The following is a 15,853-nucleotide window of genomic DNA, read 5'->3' on the forward strand; positions in this document are numbered from 1 at the left end:
TACTAATGACGCCGGATATATGGTCGCAAACCGTATCGAACCAGTACTTGTGACACCCGGGGCGTCCATATATGGTCAAGTAAAACCGGACACCGATTTAGGCACATTGTTGTAGTCGTCGTTCGTATTCATCCGGCGAGATATTTCCCAGCCGGTAATACCGCCGCTTCAGATTATAAAAACTGTCGATATAATCGATAACGTCTGCAATACCCTGACTTCGGGTTTCATAGCGACAATAGTTAACCCTTTCTCCTTTCAGGCTGCGGAAAAACCTCTCTGTAACCGCATTATCCAGACAATTGCCCTTGCGGCTCATGCTGCCCGTCACATCAAGCTCCTGCTGGCAGGATTGGAACTATACTGTACTGTGCCCCCTGAACGCTATGGAACACGACTGGGCCTGTTGGCCGTCGTTTATTCATCGCCAGCCGTAATGCCCGGATAGTCAGGGTGCTGTCCGGCTTGTCTGAGAAGGCCCAGCTCACTATTTTTCTTGAACATAAGTCCATGACAATAGCCAGATACAACCAGCCCTGAGCCGTGCGAAGATAGGTGATATCTCCTGACCACCAGGTATTCAATGTCTCTGGATTAAATTGCCGATTCAGTAGGTTATCCGCCACTACTGCTGGTTTTCCACCTCGTGGATAGCGGCGACGTCCAGGACGCTTTGCAACCAGCAACAGGGTTTTCATTATCTGACGAATGCGGTATCGGCCAACGTTAAAACCCTGCTCACGCAACTCAATACACATGCGTCGACTGCCGTACGTCGCATCCATTTCAGCATGAACATGCTTAGCCGCCGCATGAAGCATAAGAACCTCGGCTTTTAGCGCTGGCCGCTTGCTCCGGGCGTAAAATACACTGCGCGTAAGCGACAGGCAGCGGCATACCTGCTGGATGTTTGCACCGGCCTTCTTCAGCTTCACCGCGACTTTTTGTCGTTGTTCATTTCCATGGCGAAGAAGGCCGAAGCTTTTTTTAACAGGTCATTGTCGCTCTGAAGCTGACGTACCTGCTTTTCAAGCTCCTGTATTCGCCGTTGTTCAGATGTAATGGCACTGGCTGCCGGAGTCTCGCCACGAACTTCTCCGCGATACTGGTGTAGCCAGCGTTGCAATGTTGAAAGACCAATGTTCATTGTTTCAGCAGCTTGTGTCACCGGGTAGTTGTGCTGAAGGACCAGATTGACACATTCCTGTTTGAACTCATGGGTAAACGTTTTTCTGCGCATTCTCACCTCGTTAGTGCTGCTTATTATATTTCTAACAAAGTGTCCGGGATGATTAGACCATTACAACAGGGAGCATCCCATCTGGGAATATTACAATTAGTTCATATACAGGAGACGCGGTTATTAATGGAGGTGGAACAACAGCTACACTAGCCGTAGCGGGGCTCAGAAAATATTTCATTGAGTGCGTTTCCGGTGCGTGGTATGTCGTAAGTTAAATTACTGCCGCTATGGATAGCGGCTATTCATAATAACAGGGAGTGCAATGACTCCCATTAATCCTATTTGCATAATTATCTCTGTAGCTTGCAGTTCGTATGAGCGGACCTTCCTTATGATACTATGTAATACATGATTCCATCACCATAAATAGAAGTAACATTAATTTTATCTGATTTTTTTATTTTGGCATTCCTTCTCCGCCCGAGAAGTCATTGCTACGCACTGGAAATGCTGATGCTTGCTTGAGTACGCGCCGCAACACCTTGATGATCAACCCGTAGGTTCCAGCCGGTTAGCGATTATTGAGATAATGGCTATTGCATTACGGCGGTTGTGAGTGCATAATTTTATGGATATTTTAACATTTTCAGATACTAACCAGGGCGATGACAGTGATTAATGTTGATAGCGGCACACCCAATAATACAATGAGGCTAAGAAAGTGGAACGCTTATGTTTTTAACATCCTTTTGAGTGTTGGTGCAAAGTTTATTTTCATAATTCCATTTGCTGCAATTTTGCTTTTCAAAAGTAAAGATACAAAGGTGAATCTATCTAAAACATTGGCACGGGCTTTAATTGTATCATTGCCAATGCTAATTATATTGACAATGCTATCCCTGTATTCAATCGCATCCGGTAATAGCTTGGATTTTGTCTTTTTTGAGGCTAGAGATGTTTTTATTGCAATTTTCTTGCTTTCAATAATGATTGCAGCTACAAGAAACGAATTTGACACACACAGAATGGTTGCAAGTGTAGAGAAAGTTGTTGCTTTTATTGGGCTTATAAAAGTAGGGATGATTTTGTATTGCGCCTTAACGGGAATGTCTCTATATTTGATGGTGAAGGGGCTTTCAGAGTTCATGGGTTGGACTTTGCAGTCTTATACAACATCGGTAAACTTTATTGCCAGGGTCCAGTTCCCCTACGACTGCATTATACCTTTAGTTCTTTTCTTTTCATTTTCAAAACTACTGCAAGGCGACGGGAATAGAAAAGAGAGACTGTTGGTCATATCACTTATATTAATATCTGTTTTCTTTACAATGTCGCGCGCCTTTTGGGCCCTAAGTTTAGTGATGATATTTACTGCGGTCCTTCTTAACTCGTCGATGAAAAAAATATTTACTTTCTTTGCAATGGCATTTGTATCGTTACTTATTGTTTATTTTTCAGCATCAAGATATATAGACGAAGCTGTCTCATCAAGGATTAATGCAGAAACCAACTACTCATCTGACAGCTATAGGATAATGCAAAATAACAAACTGATTAATAAGTTTGACAGCGCTCCTATGCTAGGCAAGGGAATTGGTTACTTCATTCCTGATTTTACAAGAGCGGTGGGGGATGCAAGATATACATATGAATCTCAACTATTGTCAATGTTCATGAAGATCGGCTTGCTTGGGGTTATAGCATTGTTTGGATCATTTATATATACATGCTTTGCATATGACGATTCATATAAAAACAAGCCAATTAAAAAGATAATGATAAAGTGCATTATGATTTTATCATGGTTAGGAATGGGGGCTGTGAATCCGCTTCTTTTTGTTACTAATGGTGCGATGATGCTTTATCTTGCATCGCGAACTAATTACTTCATCAAATAAATAAAAGCCATGCAGTAAACTGCATATTGCTGCATGGCTCTCTAAAATATCAAATTCGCGTCATTTTCTTTATTTCTTTAACATATACTTCTGCCCACTCCTTAGTTAAGTGGTTCCTGTCAAACATATACGGAATATCATTTCCAATAAAATAATTACACTTAGACTCAATGCAGTTTAAATTGAACACATCGAGATAATGAAGCTCGGTGCTTTTAAAATCATCAATCATGACATTATTAATTTCTTCTGAGTCTTTTGTCACAAGCTTGTCTATGCGCAGTCTATCAACTTTTTGTGCTATCTTATAGAAATCGATTTCGAATGTTTTTGTTTGGCCAATAACATATACTTTGGCGTCTTTTTTGTTTGCAAGAGATGCATTCAGTTTTTCTAATAAATTGTATTCGTTAAATGCCACCCAGTTTGCCGATATGAAAATGCCGTCAACTTTGTTGTTCTTAAGAAAATCATCATAGATATAGTTTATAAGCTTCTGGCAATAGCTTGATGGATCTATTGATGCTATCGGAATGCATCCGCTGGCAGTGGCCTGCATAACATTATAGTCAGTGAATTCCTCTCTCATAGCCTGAGAAAACTCAGCCGCATGGCTATCTCCAATCAGGAGGATATTTTTCTTTTCTGATGATGGCGTTAAGCACTTTTCTTTGTCAAAGAAAGACACGTCATTGTACTTTGTTGTTAAGAAGCATATACCGTTGTCATTGCCAAATTGCTTAATCCGTATTGCGTTATCTGAGTAGTATTTGTACTCTTCCAGCTTAATGGTTCGATCTGATATCCAATATTTACTTAAGCCAATAGATGACACGGCAAATGCCAGAAGAGAGAATGCCGTTGCGGCAGAAACCGCCTTGATCCCCTTTAAATTCCTAATGTTCTCAAAGTATCTGTATGAAACGAACCCCAGAGCCACCGACAGCGCGATACCAACTGTTGAGCTTAACGGATTGAACTCAATAGAGTTGTTAGCCATATAGGCAACAACAGGCCAATGGAATAGATATATTGAGTAAGATGCCTTTCCTATCAACTGGATTGGTGAGAACCTGAACACTGTCGATTCATTGCTCACACATGCATTTATTACAGCAGCAGCGCAAAGGGTTGGGATAAGCGTCAATGATCCCGGCCACGTATTCCCTTCTTTGACCAGGACGCAAAATGCAACGATGATTAAAATTGAGGCTATCTCTGTTGTTCTTTTGTAGTTGTTTTTGAACTTGTGTGCTGACACATACGCACCAAGCATCAACTCCCACATTCTTGTAGGCAATAAGTAGAAAGAGGCGTCCTGGTGGTTTCTGCTTATAAATATGCACAAGCATAGTGAAAGGATAATGGTGGAAAGATAAAACGCATTCCTATACCTACCAAGCATATTGCCGATGGTGATGATTGCTGGGAATATTAAGTAATACTGCCACTCAAGAGAGAGGGACCACGTATGGAGCAACCAGTTCAAGTCAGACGAACCAGAGAAGTAGCCGCCACTTGTGATCCAGTAGTAGATGTTTGATGTGAATGTGAGTGCGGAAGCTGCCTGCTTAAATGCAGACTTAACGCCATCGGGTGTTTCTGTTGCCAGGACAACGGCAAACGCTAAAACGGACATTACAAGAAGCGCAGGGTAGATGCGGTTAAATCTCTTCTTGTAAAATCCCATTACCCAGCCGTGCTTTTTCATCTCTTTGCTGCAAATCTCTTGCATGAGAAAGCCGGAAATAACGAAGAACACATCAACACCAGCAAATCCACCGTACGATGGCCCGATCTTGAAGTGGAACAAGACAACCATGGTTACCGCCAAAAATCGCAACCCATTAATATCTAGTCTGAAATTCATTTTAAGTTTCACGAACGTTATAAGTTTGACGCAATCATAGCAACGAGGAGGGATTGCAGCAAGTGCGGCTGCGGTGTGGTGGTATTTGTAACCACATGAAAATGCTAGGTATAATATCTAATATGACTTTAAGGAATATGGCCACCAAGCATGCCGGTTGATCTCAAACCATGACACTGAGAGAATAAAGTTACTTATCTATGAAAAGTTGAATTTGACATTATGCACCTTAAGATGATGAAAATTGTGTTCTTGTGTGCTTTGGCGCATATCGTAATGCCAGCAACAGCGGCAGAGGTGGAGCTAAATGCACTGGGGAGACTTAACCCTGTTCCCCACAAACTTCCCGATAGTTACGCATCTGGTTACTATGCTTCCAAAGACACATATGGCATGCGAAGCAGTGCTGTTGTTGCCGCGTTCATGGCGAACTCACGCTATCCTTTCGACTTCCCAATTATTGGCATACCGTATGTTAAATCCCTTGCTTACTACCAAAATCGCGATTCTGTAGGTCTTTATGCTGACAACACGGCTCCAAAGTTAAAAGAATGGGAGGTTATTAAGTCAGGGAGTTTCACACCAACATCATTTACATCAAAGGAAGTTGATGCGGTAAACATAAAGCCAGGGATGATTATAGATACAATGCACAATCCTAAATGGTCATCCTACGTTGTGTCTGTTTCGGAAGGTAAAATTATCACGGCAGGCTGGGTTAGCACTAAAACTAAAAGAATGGGGACCCCAACAAATGACGCGGGAATTACAATAAATCCGATAACTAAAATATGGGCTACAAACTTTAATATGTTTCTTCCGGAAAATGGAAGGGCAAAGATGGGTGTAATTCAAGAAAATGCCATCGTAAATAATATTGAACCAAATCCTAAAGTCATTAATGGAATAGATACTGTTGTTTTGCCAATCTCACGATATGGAGGAACGGCAGCTTACCTCAGCAGATCAGCTGTCAGTGGGTTCAAGCAGCAATGGATTTTCGGCTTCCTGTCTCAAGGAAATAATATTAGTTTTGCTAGCGCGAATACTAATGCGAGTAGTCCAAAAACAAGCTTCCTTGAGTCTTCTAGCGCTGATGATGGGTTGCTATTTGAAGGGAAGAATAAAAATAGTTCTGTACTGTGGAAGGACGGGAAAAGGGTAGTGTCAGTCATAGGCCCAAAGGGACTTATCGAAAAAATCGGCTACAAGACTGCCGTAGCTAAGACAAGCATGCAACTTTCTGACCGCGTGGGTAGATATCTAATCAGTCCAGATGGGGAGATAACATTAACACTACCGAAAAAAGAAAGTGTGTTCGCAGGGTACACGATGAAGCTTATGAAGGTTTCTCCATCTGACTCAGTTGTCGTTTTCAAATCGCCAGACAGCAACGTCAACGGTGCTTCATCTGCGAAGATTTCTGGCGGGCCGTGGAATAAGGAAGCGGTTTTCGACGGAACTTACTGGTACATATACTAACGTGCAAGTTTTACGACCTAGCTGCATGAAGTGTGCCGTGAGTAATCTCGGCATACTTTCTTCCCTTCCCAATCCACACCAAGCTTCACCTCTTCATAGGTATCACATAGTCGTAAGCCTTCACCGCTTCAAAGTCAGCGAATGGCTCAGGGGAAGCTCTGCGCCAAATAGACATCTAGCCAATACTGGCCTTCTTCGTCGTGCCACACGCAGAATGAGTCGCTGTCGTCGTAATGTGGATCCGGGTAAGCATCGTTTTCGGTCATGCAGTAAATGGCCCGTTCCAAAACTCTCACTTTACGCATAGGTCGCTCCAGTTAATCCACGTTACCATCTATCCAATCAGCCCACCACTGCATCATTTCTCGCCGCGTATCAAGATAGATAGCATGGTTGTATATTCCTCGAGTATCTGCCGCCGCCTTCTTCTCTTGCTTCTTTAGTGCCTGCTTCTGCTCGCCAGGATCGACCTCAACCAGCAGCTTCATTTTGGCTTCTGATTGCTTTGAGCGAGCTTCAGTAAGGCTTACCTCTGGGTACGGGCCAATAACTAGCGTTTTCTCTTTCCCGTCAAACCGATAGCGCATGTGCCACACCTTCTTGCCGGTGACCGGTACAAAGAGGAATAGGCCGCCAGCATCAGCCAGGCGGTAGGCTTTGTCTTTTGGCTTCGCTGCGTCTATCTGCTTGACCGTTAGCATGTGGGCATAATTCCGGGGTGTTTTTTGATTGTGCCCACAATATGCCCGTAAAAGTTCGTTGTAGCCAATGCTTGTCGGTTCGTGTGGGTTCGTGTCGATTTCTTCGGCGGTTTTACTGTGGCTGGGTTTTGTTCGTGTGGGGTGATGCCAGTTCGCATCAATGTGGTGTCCCCTGCAGGAATCGAACCTGCAACTAGCCCTTAGGAGGGGCTCGTTATATCCATTTAACTAAGGGGACACGGCGGGCGCAGTATACCCATTTTTACGCTCGGGTTTAAGGGGCTATTGGTCTGATTGCCTGAAATATAATCGGTTTTCTTTCGTTCTGCCCCATTTTCCCGATTATTCACCTCTTACTGTGCCGCGAACTGGTTGGAGAAGTTTTATTCGCGGTCTAATTTATCCGTGTGTTCTTTCCTGGAGTGATTCTCCCGTTGTGCCTTCAGCCGTTCGGCTTTGGTCTTATCACTCATATCATTACGGATCTGCGCATGGCTGATCAGGGCGAAGATAAAGCTGCCGCCGATGATATTGCCCGCCAACGTCGGGATGGCGAACGGGTAGAAGAACTCCTGCCAAGGGAGTGCTCCGCTAAACACCAGATACAGGATCTCGACGGAACCGACCACGATATGGGTCAGATCGCAAATCGCCACCAGGTAGGTCATCAACACGATCACCCAGATCTTGGCTGCCCCGGCTGAAGGGAACATCCACACCATCGTGGCGATGATCCAACCTGCCAGAATGCCGTTGGCAAACATCTCCCCAGGAGAGTTATGCATGATTTCCTCAGACAGGCTGGTAAAGGCGGCGCGGGTATTCTCATCAAAAATGGGCATATGGATAAACGCCAGTGCGGCCAGGCCGGTGCCGAGTAGATTCCCCAACAGCACTATCCCCCATAGGCGGAACAGAATAGCGAAGTTCTTCGGCGTCGGCTTATGCATAATGGGCAGTACCGCAGTGACGGTGTTTTCCGTAAACAGCTGCTGGCGAGCCATGATGACGATGATAAAGCCGAAGGTATAACCGATGTTCTCGATAAAAAACCGGCTTGGGTCGTCCGGTAGTCGTGCGTGAAAAATCCCTTTCGCTGCCAGGGAAGCTCCCATCGACAAGCCGGCCGCCAAGGCCGACAGCATTAACGCCAGCCAGTCACGCTCCAGTTCTTTCTCCCCCTCCATGCGGATTTGCTCATGCACGGCAGCGGCGCGTGAGGGGAGTTTTTCCTCATTGACCTCAATGGTGGATTTGCCCTGATCGTGCTCTTCGCTTTCGACCTTAACGCTGTTTTCATTGCTGTTGGTTGGACGTTCGGGTTTTGCGCTCAATGGTCATTCTCCTTTCGGCTGATAACTAAGCGTAGTTGCTGATGAGGCGAAGGAAAGTGCGCCAACAAAATGAGAAAAAAGTAACGAAATTTTAACGTTGCTGATTTTTTCTACGCAATTTTGATCTGATGCGCAATATTACCCCTAATGGAGTACATTCACGCTAGGCTGCGGGCTTCGAGCGCACTGTGGCTTATGCTATGATTCGGTATCCCAAAGAAAAATATGAGTCCTCCATGCTGGAAGCCAAAAATCTTAGTTGTGTACGAGACGAACGTACTCTGTTTGACAGGTTGAGTTTTTTGGTGAGCCCGGGGGACATTATTCAGGTGGAAGGCCCTAATGGGGCAGGCAAAACCAGCTTGCTGCGCATTTTGGCCGGGCTGGCGCAGCCAGACGCAGGTGAAGTGCTGTGGCAGGGCGAAAATACACGCCATTGCCGTGAGCAATATCATCTGGACCTGCTGTTTCTGGGGCACCAGCCGGGGATTAAATCCATGCTGACCCCGTTTGAGAATTTGCAGTTTTACCAGGCTGTTAACCACTCATCCGATCGTCAGGCCATCTGGCAGGCGTTGGAGCAGGTCGGCTTGGTAGGTTACGAGGATTTGCCGGTGGCGCAGCTTTCTGCCGGGCAACAGCGGCGGGTGGCGCTGGCACGGCTCTGGCTCAGCAAAAGCCCGCTGTGGATCCTGGATGAGCCTTTGACGGCCATAGACAAGCAAGGCGTGGTGGAGCTGACCGCGCTGTTTGGGCAACATGCGCAACGTGGCGGTATGGTGTTACTGACTACGCATCAAGATTTAACCGATACACAGCAGGCGGTAAGGAAAATTCGCCTGACACAGACCAGCGCGGAGATTGCCTGATGTTCTTCATCATACTGCGGCGGGAACTGAAAATTGCCTTTCGTAAAGGCTCCGAGATTGTTAACCCGCTGTGGTTCTTCCTGATCGTGATCACGCTGTTTCCGTTGGGTGTTGGGCCAGAACCGCAATTGCTGGCGCGGATTGCGCCGGGGATTATCTGGGTAGCGGCGCTGTTAGCCTCGTTGCTTTCGCTGGAGCGATTGTTCCGTGATGACTACCTGGATGGTTCATTGGAACAGCTACTCTTATTGCCAACGCAGCTGCCAATGACGGTGTTAGGCAAAGTGTGTGCTCACTGGATCGTGACCGGATTGCCGTTGTTGATCCTGTCGCCGCTGGTGGCGCTGTTGCTGTCGTTGGATGTGAATACCTGGATGTCGATGGCGCTTACCCTGCTGCTGGGCACCCCAACGCTGAGTCTGATTGGTGCTATCGGGGTGGCATTGACGGTGGGGCTGCGTAAAGGCGGCGTGTTGCTGAGTTTGCTGGTGTTGCCGCTGTATATTCCGGTACTGATATTTGCTACCGCAGCGATAGATGCCGCCTCGATGGGGATGCCGATCGACGGTTACCTGGCCATCCTGGGCGCGATGTTGGCGGGCAGTATAACCCTGGCGCCTTTTGCCACTGCAGCTGCGTTGCGTGTAAGCGTACACTAGCTGGAAATTTAATCGCGGATGAATGCCTATACCCTATGGATTTCGAGCTGCAGCTTGAAAGACGACGGGTATATAAGAGCCTTTTCCGCACGCAAGACTATCGCCGCTCTGCCAGAAGAGAGCGGCAACCGAATGATTTATTACCGTGAGCAATGACGACAATGTGGAAATGGTTACATCAATTTGCCAGGCCGGAACGGCTGTACCATGTCTGTGGCCGCTTTGTCCCCTGGTTGGGGATAGCGGGCGCCCTCTGTCTGCTGGTCGGCTGGGTGTGGGGCTTTGGTTTCGCACCTAAAGATTATCAACAGGGTGACAGCTTCCGTATCATGTACATTCATGTTCCGGCGGCCATCTGGTCGATGGGCATTTATGGCTCGATGGCGATAGCGGCGTTTATCGGCCTGGTCTGGCAGATGAAAATGTCCGATACCGTGGTCGCGGCCATGGCTCCGGTCGGCGCGGTGTTCACTTTTATTGCACTGGTTACCGGCTCTGCCTGGGGCAAACCGATGTGGGGCACCTGGTGGGTGTGGGACGCACGCCTAACCTCGGAGCTGGTATTGCTGTTCCTTTATATGGGCATCATTGCGTTGTATAACGCTTTCGATGATCGCCGCCTGGCCGGGCGAGCCGCCGGTATTCTGGTACTGGTGGGGGTGATCAACATTCCGATCATTCACTTCTCAGTCGAATGGTGGAATACCCTCCATCAGGGCTCAACCAATATGCAGCAGAGCATTGCGCCAAGTATGCGTTATCCGCTGCGTTGGGCGATCTTCGGTTACCTGCTGTTCTTTATTACGCTGACCTTGATGCGCCTGCGAAATCTGATCCTTTTCCAGGAACGTCAGCGCCCTTGGGTCGCCGAATTGGTTAACAAGGAGCGTCAGTCATGAATGCTGCATTCAGTTCCTGGCAGGCGTTCTTCGCCATGGGCGGTTACGCGTTTTACGTTTGGTTGGCCGTGGCCGCAACCCTGCTTTCCCTGCTGGGGCTGCTGGTCCACACCCTGTGGCAGCGCAAGCAGCTACTGGCCGAGGTCAGCCGCCAAGCGTCACGTGAACGGCGTATTCGGCAATCACAGCAGCCAAAGCAATCCGCGGCCACACCGCAGTCTGTTAACTCGCGGGAGAAATCACAGTGAACCCACGTCGTAAAAGCCGCCTCTATCTGGTCATTGTCGTACTGATTGGCGTCGCGCTCACCGCCACGCTGATGCTGTATGCCTTGCGCTCCAATATCGACCTGTTCTATACCCCAAGCGAGATCCTGCAAGGCAAGGGTGAAAAGCATGAAAAGCCCGAGGTGGGGCAGCGCTTGCGTATCGGTGGCATGGTCATGCCTGGCTCGGTCAAACGCGATCAGCAAAGCCTGCAGGTGAGCTTCAAGGTCTATGACGCCAAGGGGGCCATCGAAGTGACCTACAACGGGATTTTGCCGGATCTGTTCCGTGAGGGGCAGGGCGTAGTGGCACAAGGCGTGTTGGGGGAAGGTAACGTGGTCAATGCGCGTGAAGTGCTGGCCAAACACGATGAAAAATATACGCCACCAGAAGTCGCGGATGCCATGAAAGAGAATCATAAAAGCCCGGCCTCTACCTATAGCAGTTCGCCGGACGGGGGCAACAAGTCATGATGCCGGAACTTGGGAGTTTTCTGCTGTGCCTGGCGTTGGCGATTTCGTTGCTGCTGAGCCTTTATCCGCAATGGGGAGCGGCGCGTCAGGATAGACGCATGATGGCGGTAGCCCGCCCGTTAACCTATGGCATGTTTTTCGCCATCGCCCTGGCATTTGCCTGCCTGGTGTACGCGTTTATTACCAATGACTTTACCGTTTCCTATGTAGCAGCCAACTCCAATACCAAGCTACCGGTGTATTACCGCATTGCGGCGACGTGGGGAGCGCACGAAGGTTCCCTGCTGCTGTGGGTGCTGCTGCTGAGCTGCTGGTCACTGGCGGTTGCCATGTGTAGCCGCGCAATGCCGCAGGATGCCGTGGCACGCGTGTTGTCGGTGATGGGGATGATCACCGCCGGGTTCTTGCTGTTCATCATTATGACCTCCAACCCGTTTACCCGTACCTTGCCGAGTTTCCCTATAGACGGTGGCGACCTTAACCCGCTGTTGCAGGATATCGGGCTGATCTTCCATCCGCCGTTGCTGTATATGGGTTATGTGGGCTTCTCTGTGGCCTTTGCCTTCGCCATTGCTTCACTGATGGCCGGGCGGCTCGATACGGCCTGGGCTCGTTGGTCGCGTCCCTGGACCACGGCGGCCTGGGTCTTCCTGACCATGGGCATCGTGCTGGGGTCAGCGTGGGCTTACTATGAGCTGGGCTGGGGCGGCTGGTGGTTCTGGGATCCGGTCGAAAACGCCTCCTTTATGCCTTGGCTGGCCGGTACGGCCTTGATGCACTCGCTGGCGGTCACCGAAAAACGCGGGACTTTCAAAGCCTGGACGGTGCTGCTGGCTATCACCGCCTTCTCCTTGTGCCTGTTGGGCACCTTCCTGGTGCGTTCCGGCGTGCTGGTTTCCGTTCACTCCTTTGCCTCCGATCCGGCGCGCGGGATGTTTATCCTCGCCTATCTGGTGATCGTGATTGGCGGCTCGCTGTTGCTGTATGCCGTGAAGGGGGGGCAGGTGCGTAGCCGGGTACAGCATGAAACCTTCTCGCGGGAAACCTTCCTGTTGGGCAACAACGTCTTGCTGATCGCCGCCACGCTGGTGGTGTTGTTGGGTACCCTGTTGCCGCTGGTGCATAAACAGTTGGGACTGGGCAGCATTTCCATCGGTGAGCCTTTCTTCAATACCATGTTCACCTGGCTGATGGCACCGCTGGCGCTGCTGCTGGGCATCGGTCCGTTGGTGCGTTGGCGTCGTGACGAACCTACCAAGCTCTGGCGTCGCCTAGGCGTGGCGTTGGTGATCACGCTGGTACTGTCGATCCTGCTGCCTTGGCTGCTGCAAGACAGTATCGTCGGAATGACGGTAGTCGGGCTGATTATGGCCATCTGGGTGATCCTGCTGACCCTGATGGAGCTGCATGAGCGAGCCACCCATCGCCACGGTTTCTGGCAGGGGCTCAAGCACCTTTCCCGTAGCCATTGGGGCATGGTGTTAGGCCATCTGGGCGTGGCTGTCACGGTGATCGGTATCGCTTTTAGCCAAAACTACAGCGTTGAGCGTGATGTGCGCATGAAGGCCGGTGATAGCGTGGAAATTCACGACTATCGCTTCATCTTCCGCGACGTTCACGATATCCGTGGCTCAAACTATACCGGCGGCGTCGGGATTATCGATGTCACCCGTAACGGCAAGGCAGAAGCCACCTTGCATGCGGAAAAACGCTATTACAGCGTGGCGCGCAGCATGATGACGGAAGCCGCCATCGACGGTGGCCTAACGCGCGATCTGTACGCCGCGTTGGGTGAAGAGTTGGACGATGGCTCCTGGGCAGTGCGGCTTTACTACAAACCTTTTGTCCGTTGGATCTGGTTCGGTGGGGTGTTTATGGCGATTGGCGGCGTGTTGTGTATTCTCGATCCGCGCTATCGCATGAGCAAAAAACTCAAACGTGAAGCCAAACAAGGGGAGCAGGCATGAACCGTAAACTGTTATTTATTCCGTTAATCCTGTTCCTGTTGTTGGTGGTGGCTTTGTTGGTACAGCTGACGCGTAACGCTGGCGGTGAAGATCCTACCATGCTGGAGTCTGCGCTGATTGGTAAACCGGTGCCGACCTTCAAGTTGGAATCCCTGGAACATCCAGGTAAAACCTTCGATCAGGCAGTGCTGCGCACGGGCAAACCGATATTGCTGAACGTGTGGGCGACCTGGTGCCCCACTTGTCGGGCGGAGCACGAGTATCTCAATATTCTGGCGGCCAAAGGTATCCGCGTAGTGGGGCTAAACTATAAAGACGATCGCCAGAAGGCAGTGGTGTGGCTCAATCAGTTGGGTAACCCTTATGCGCTGAGTCTGTACGACGGCGACGGCATGCTGGGGTTGGATCTCGGCGTGTATGGCGCACCGGAGACCTTCCTGATCGACGGTGAAGGTATTATCCGCTACCGCCACGCCGGGGACATGAATGAGCGTGTCTGGCAGCAGGAAGTGTTACCGCTGTACCGTAAATATGGGGGCGACGCATGAGGCTGATAACCATACTGGTGGCGGCATTGCTAAGCTGGAGTGCTGCTGCAGCCATCGATACTTACAAATTCAATTCGGTAGAGCAGGAACAGCAATACCGCGAGTTGACCGAACAGCTGCGCTGCCCTAAATGCCAGAACAACAGCATCGCCGATTCCAACGCCATCATCGCGGCGGATATGCGCACCAAGGTGTATGAGCTGATGATGCAGGGGCAAGACAAGCAACAGGTCATCGATTATATGGTGGCGCGCTACGGCAATTTTGTGACCTATGAACCCCCGGTGACCCCAGCTACCTTGATCTTGTGGGTCGGGCCGCTGCTGTTCGTGCTGATTGGTGGGGCAGTAGTAATACTGCGTACCCGTCAACGTCGGGCGGGCGCAGTCAACCAGGAATTCTCCGAGCAGGAGCAGCAGCGTCTTGCGGCGTTGCTGAAAGAGACTGACAGGAAGAAACCCTAATGGCTTTTTGGCTGATAATTATAGTGTTGTTGGTCGGTGCGAGCGCGTTGCTGGTTGTGCCAGCGATGCGCGAAGGGAAACAAAGTACGGCGGCCAGCCGTGATACGCTCAACAAGGCGTTCTACCAGGATCGCCTTGACGAGCTGGCGCAAGATGAAGATCAAGGGGTGGTTGCGGAACGCCCTGAGTTGGTTAAAGAGCTGCAACAGAACCTGCTGAACGATATCCCTGGGCAACCGGATGAGCAGCCTGCGCGGCCCATCAATCGTTGGGCTTTGGTGCCAGGCGTGATGGTACTGGTGGTGGTATCGGTTGGGTTTTATCTGAAAACCGGCGGTTTGGCTCAGGTTATGGCCTGGCATCAGGTAGAATCCCAAATGCCGGAACTGCGCGCGCGGGTGGCCAATGAACGTGCCCAGCCGCTGAGCATGGAAGAGATCGCCCGTCTTGGCCTGGGTTTACGCACCTCATTGCAGCAAGATGATAGAAATCTGAACGACTGGATGATGCTTGGCCGTGTCGGGATGGCGTTGAATAATGCCACCACGGCGACGCAGGCTTTTGCTCATGCGTACAGCCTGGATCCAACCAATATGGAAGTACGCCTGGGCTATGCGGAAGTGCTGACGCGCTCTGGCGATCCGGAAGATAACAAGCAGGCGACCACGATGTTACGTACTATGGTGGCAGAAGATCACACCAACGTGCGCGTATTGAGCCTGCTGGCGTTCAACTCCTTTGAACAGGGCGATTACCAACAGGCGATCGGTGCCTGGCAGGTGATGTTGAAACTGTTGCCAGCCGACGACCAGCGTGTTGCAGTGATAAAACGCAGCATTGAACAAGCAAAAGTTCAGGTGGGCGCAGAAACTGTTAAACTCTCCGTCACTGTCACGCTGTCGCCAGAGGCGGCAAAAGCATTACCACAACAAGGAACGCTGATCGTTTCGGTTACCGATGGAACCAACCCGGTGCCGGTAGCGGTTAAGCAATTGCCGCTTAGTCGTTTCCCGCTATCATTCACGTTGGATGACAGCAACGCCATGATGCCTGAGCGTCTGCTTTCGGCTCAGCAGCAGGTGAAGGTGCACGTCAGGCTTTCACAGGATGGTCTGGCAACGCCGCAGGCGGGCGACTGGTTTGGCGATAGTACGCTGCAAGCCTATAGCGGCAAGGAGCAGGTCAGCGTTCAGATAGATAAACAGGTTCCCTGATAAAACGAATCCAAGGGTTTTCATGG

Annotated in this window: 17 protein-coding genes, 1 tRNA gene and 1 pseudogene; 11 read left to right on the top strand and 8 right to left on the bottom strand. The window is 49.8% G+C overall.

What is annotated here, in order from left to right; genetic code table 11:
• Positions 1-97: 97 nt before the first annotated feature.
• From KAJ71_RS02055 to KAJ71_RS02065, 3 genes are read right to left on the bottom strand one after another with little or no spacing between them, the layout of a single operon-like run.
• Positions 98-331: an IS3 family transposase gene (locus KAJ71_RS02055; protein ID WP_248944164.1), complete on the bottom strand. Its 234-nt coding sequence runs from the start codon at positions 329-331 to the stop codon at positions 98-100.
• 1 nt (position 332) lies between these two features.
• Positions 333-935 carry an IS3 family transposase gene (locus KAJ71_RS02060; RefSeq protein WP_248944165.1) on the bottom strand — a complete coding sequence of 201 codons (603 nt, stop codon included), beginning with the start codon at positions 933-935 and terminating at the stop codon, positions 333-335.
• A complete protein-coding gene (locus tag KAJ71_RS02065) occupies positions 932-1,240 on the bottom strand; it encodes a transposase (protein WP_248944166.1) in 309 nt (102 codons plus the stop codon). The genes KAJ71_RS02060 and KAJ71_RS02065 overlap by 4 nt, the downstream gene beginning before the upstream one ends.
• 614 nt (positions 1,241-1,854) lie before the next feature.
• On the opposite strand from KAJ71_RS02065, the gene KAJ71_RS02070 reads away from it, so the two are divergent.
• Positions 1,855-3,081, top strand: a complete 1,227-nt coding sequence (locus KAJ71_RS02070; protein ID WP_248944167.1) for an O-antigen ligase family protein — start codon at positions 1,855-1,857, stop codon at positions 3,079-3,081.
• A 49-nt stretch (positions 3,082-3,130) separates the two neighbouring features.
• On the opposite strand, the gene KAJ71_RS02075 is transcribed toward KAJ71_RS02070, so the two are convergent.
• Positions 3,131-4,951, bottom strand: a complete 1,821-nt coding sequence (locus tag KAJ71_RS02075) for an acyltransferase family protein (protein ID WP_283106621.1) — start codon at positions 4,949-4,951, stop codon at positions 3,131-3,133.
• A 234-nt stretch (positions 4,952-5,185) separates the two neighbouring features.
• On the opposite strand from KAJ71_RS02075, the gene KAJ71_RS02080 reads away from it, so the two are divergent.
• Positions 5,186-6,433 (top strand): hypothetical protein, encoded by a 1,248-nt coding sequence (locus KAJ71_RS02080; protein WP_248944169.1) that lies wholly within the window; start codon positions 5,186-5,188, stop codon positions 6,431-6,433.
• Between the two features lie 146 nt (positions 6,434-6,579).
• Here KAJ71_RS02080 and KAJ71_RS02085 read toward each other — a convergent pair whose 3' ends face one another.
• From KAJ71_RS02085 to KAJ71_RS02100, 4 genes and pseudogenes are all read right to left on the bottom strand, one after another.
• Complete coding sequence (locus KAJ71_RS02085) at positions 6,580-6,738, bottom strand: hypothetical protein (RefSeq protein WP_248944170.1); 159 nt, start codon at positions 6,736-6,738, stop codon at positions 6,580-6,582.
• Positions 6,739-6,834: 96 nt separating this feature from the next.
• Positions 6,835-7,134: pseudogene (locus tag KAJ71_RS02090) on the bottom strand (Arm DNA-binding domain-containing protein); the annotation flags it as partial.
• Positions 7,135-7,297: 163 nt separating this feature from the next.
• Positions 7,298-7,372, bottom strand: a tRNA-Arg gene (locus tag KAJ71_RS02095).
• A gap of 145 nt (positions 7,373-7,517) precedes the next feature.
• Positions 7,518-8,468, bottom strand: coding sequence for a formate/nitrite transporter family protein (locus tag KAJ71_RS02100; RefSeq protein ID WP_248944171.1), 951 nt, complete (start codon positions 8,466-8,468; stop codon positions 7,518-7,520).
• 236 nt (positions 8,469-8,704) lie between these two features.
• Here KAJ71_RS02100 and ccmA point away from each other — a divergent pair, with 236 nt between their 5' ends.
• The 9 genes from ccmA (at position 8,705) to ccmI (ending at position 15,827) form a co-directional block, all read left to right on the top strand.
• Complete coding sequence (gene ccmA / locus KAJ71_RS02105; RefSeq protein WP_248944524.1) at positions 8,705-9,337, top strand: cytochrome c biogenesis heme-transporting ATPase CcmA; 633 nt, start codon at positions 8,705-8,707, stop codon at positions 9,335-9,337.
• Positions 9,337-9,996: a heme exporter protein CcmB gene (ccmB, locus tag KAJ71_RS02110; RefSeq protein ID WP_248944172.1), complete on the top strand. Its 660-nt coding sequence runs from the start codon at positions 9,337-9,339 to the stop codon at positions 9,994-9,996. Before ccmA ends, ccmB begins: the two co-directional genes overlap by 1 nt.
• Before the next feature lie 161 nt (positions 9,997-10,157).
• Positions 10,158-10,895, top strand: a complete 738-nt coding sequence (locus KAJ71_RS02115; RefSeq protein WP_248944173.1) for a heme ABC transporter permease — start codon at positions 10,158-10,160, stop codon at positions 10,893-10,895.
• Complete coding sequence (gene ccmD, locus KAJ71_RS02120; RefSeq protein WP_248944174.1) at positions 10,892-11,143, top strand: heme exporter protein CcmD; 252 nt, start codon at positions 10,892-10,894, stop codon at positions 11,141-11,143. The genes KAJ71_RS02115 and ccmD overlap by 4 nt, the downstream gene beginning before the upstream one ends.
• On the top strand, positions 11,140-11,634 hold the full coding sequence (gene ccmE, locus KAJ71_RS02125; protein ID WP_248944175.1) for a cytochrome c maturation protein CcmE: 495 nt from the start codon (positions 11,140-11,142) through the stop codon (positions 11,632-11,634). Before ccmD ends, ccmE begins: the two co-directional genes overlap by 4 nt.
• Positions 11,631-13,601 (top strand): heme lyase CcmF/NrfE family subunit, encoded by a 1,971-nt coding sequence (locus KAJ71_RS02130; RefSeq protein WP_248944176.1) that lies wholly within the window; start codon positions 11,631-11,633, stop codon positions 13,599-13,601. Before ccmE ends, KAJ71_RS02130 begins: the two co-directional genes overlap by 4 nt.
• Positions 13,598-14,149: a DsbE family thiol:disulfide interchange protein gene (locus tag KAJ71_RS02135; RefSeq protein ID WP_248944177.1), complete on the top strand. Its 552-nt coding sequence runs from the start codon at positions 13,598-13,600 to the stop codon at positions 14,147-14,149. The genes KAJ71_RS02130 and KAJ71_RS02135 overlap by 4 nt, the downstream gene beginning before the upstream one ends.
• On the top strand, positions 14,146-14,613 hold the full coding sequence (locus KAJ71_RS02140) for a cytochrome c-type biogenesis protein (RefSeq protein WP_248944178.1): 468 nt from the start codon (positions 14,146-14,148) through the stop codon (positions 14,611-14,613). Before KAJ71_RS02135 ends, KAJ71_RS02140 begins: the two co-directional genes overlap by 4 nt.
• Positions 14,613-15,827: a c-type cytochrome biogenesis protein CcmI gene (gene ccmI, locus KAJ71_RS02145; RefSeq protein WP_248944179.1), complete on the top strand. Its 1,215-nt coding sequence runs from the start codon at positions 14,613-14,615 to the stop codon at positions 15,825-15,827. The genes KAJ71_RS02140 and ccmI overlap by 1 nt, the downstream gene beginning before the upstream one ends.
• Positions 15,828-15,853 lie beyond the last annotated feature (26 nt).

The sequence above is a fragment of the Serratia silvae genome (assembly GCF_023282985.1).
GTDB lineage: Bacteria > Pseudomonadota > Gammaproteobacteria > Enterobacterales > Enterobacteriaceae > Chania > Chania silvae.

What these genes read in the sequence shown, in the direction of transcription:
- KAJ71_RS02085 (WP_248944170.1), bottom strand. Translation starts at nt 6,738, where the DNA reads ATGCGTAAAGTGAGAGTTTTGGAACGGGCCATTTACTGCATGACCGAA.
- KAJ71_RS02135 (WP_248944177.1), top strand. Translation starts at nt 13,598, where the DNA reads ATGAACCGTAAACTGTTATTTATTCCGTTAATCCTGTTCCTGTTGTTG.
- ccmI (WP_248944179.1), top strand. Translation starts at nt 14,613, where the DNA reads ATGGCTTTTTGGCTGATAATTATAGTGTTGTTGGTCGGTGCGAGCGCG.
- KAJ71_RS02140 (WP_248944178.1), top strand. Translation starts at nt 14,146, where the DNA reads ATGAGGCTGATAACCATACTGGTGGCGGCATTGCTAAGCTGGAGTGCT.
- KAJ71_RS02075 (WP_283106621.1), bottom strand. Translation starts at nt 4,951, where the DNA reads ATGAATTTCAGACTAGATATTAATGGGTTGCGATTTTTGGCGGTAACC.
- ccmB (WP_248944172.1), top strand. Translation starts at nt 9,337, where the DNA reads ATGTTCTTCATCATACTGCGGCGGGAACTGAAAATTGCCTTTCGTAAA.
- ccmA (WP_248944524.1), top strand. Translation starts at nt 8,705, where the DNA reads ATGCTGGAAGCCAAAAATCTTAGTTGTGTACGAGACGAACGTACTCTG.
- KAJ71_RS02065 (WP_248944166.1), bottom strand. Translation starts at nt 1,240, where the DNA reads ATGCGCAGAAAAACGTTTACCCATGAGTTCAAACAGGAATGTGTCAAT.
- KAJ71_RS02115 (WP_248944173.1), top strand. Translation starts at nt 10,158, where the DNA reads ATGTGGAAATGGTTACATCAATTTGCCAGGCCGGAACGGCTGTACCAT.
- ccmD (WP_248944174.1), top strand. Translation starts at nt 10,892, where the DNA reads ATGAATGCTGCATTCAGTTCCTGGCAGGCGTTCTTCGCCATGGGCGGT.
- KAJ71_RS02080 (WP_248944169.1), top strand. Translation starts at nt 5,186, where the DNA reads ATGATGAAAATTGTGTTCTTGTGTGCTTTGGCGCATATCGTAATGCCA.
- KAJ71_RS02130 (WP_248944176.1), top strand. Translation starts at nt 11,631, where the DNA reads ATGATGCCGGAACTTGGGAGTTTTCTGCTGTGCCTGGCGTTGGCGATT.